The sequence below is a fragment of the Streptomyces sp. SID5785 genome (assembly GCF_009870065.1).
Taxonomy (GTDB): domain Bacteria; phylum Actinomycetota; class Actinomycetes; order Streptomycetales; family Streptomycetaceae; genus Streptomyces.
The window spans coordinates 1-1,243 of the sequence record NZ_WWIA01001153.1; the positions used below are offsets into that span (position 1 = coordinate 1).

A 1,243-nucleotide genomic window follows, 5' to 3' on the forward strand; every position below is an offset into this window, starting at 1 on the left:
CCCCGGGAAGTCCCGCCCGTACGCCCCGTAGAGCGTGACGATCAGGGACCGGGGGGCGTGGGCGGGTGCGGGCTGCTCGGACACGTGATCACTGTACGGTTCGCGCCGGCCGGACACCGGACGGTCACCCTCCGCCCGGCTCCCGCAGCCGGAACCGCTGCAGCTTTCCGGTCGCGGTGCGGGGCAGCGCGTCCAGGAACTCGATCACGCGCGGGCACTTGTACGGCACGAGCTCCGCCTTCACGAACTCGCGCAGCGCCTCCGGGTCCCGGCGCGCCCCGGACCGCAGGACGACGTGCGCGACGGCGATCTGCCCGCGCGCCTCGTCGGGCCGGGCCACGACCGCGGCCTCCGTCACGTCGGGGTGCTTGAGCAGCGCGTCCTCGACCTCGGGGCCCGGGATGTTGTACCCGGCCGAGATGATCATGTCGTCGGCGCGGGCGAGGTAGCGGAAGTAGCCGTCGGCCTCGCGGACGTAGGTGTCGCCGGTGACGTTCCAGCCGTGGCGCACGTAGGTGGTCTGCCGGTCGTCGGCGAGGTAGCGGCAGCCGACCGGGCCGCGCACGGCGAGCAGCCCCGGTTCGCCGTCGGGCCGTTCGGCGCCGGACTCGTCCACGATCCGGGCCTGCCAGCCGGGCACCGGCACCCCGGTCGTGCCCGGCCGGATCGCGTCGTCGGCCGCGGAGATGAAGATGTGCAGCAGTTCGGTGGCGCCGATGCCGTTGACGATCCGCAGTCCGGTGGCCTCGTGCCAGGCCTCCCACGTGGCAGCGGGCAGGTTCTCGCCGGCGGAGACGCAGCGGCGCAGCGACGAGACGTCGTGCGGGCCCGCGGCCGTCTCGGCGAGCATCGCCCGGTACGCCGTCGGCGCCGTGAACAGCACCGACACCCGGTGCTCGGCGATCGCGGGCAGCAGCTGGCGCGGCCCCGCCTGTTCGAGCAGCAGGGCGCTCGCCCCGGCCCGCAGCGGGAACACCACGAGCCCGCCGAGACCGAACGTGAAGCCGAGCGGCGGGCTCCCCGCGAACACGTCGTCGGGCAGCGGGCGCAGGACGTGCCGGGAGAAGGTGTCGGCGATCGCGAGGACGTCCCGGTGGAAGTGCATGCACCCCTTGGGCCGTCCGGTCGTCCCGGAGGTGAACGCGATGAGGGCGACGTCGTCCGCGGCCGTCTCCACCGCCGTGTACTCCTCGGGCTTCCCGGCCGCCAGGTTCAGCAGGTCGTCGGGACCCTCGCCGCCGAA

1 protein-coding gene is annotated in these 1,243 nt (G+C 74.3%); it reads right to left on the reverse strand.

What is annotated here, in order from left to right; all coding sequences use genetic code 11:
• Positions 1–124: 124 nt before the first annotated feature.
• A partial coding sequence (locus GTW43_RS37300) for an AMP-binding protein (RefSeq protein ID WP_161306395.1) occupies positions 125–1,243 on the reverse strand: 1,119 nt, incomplete at its 5' end.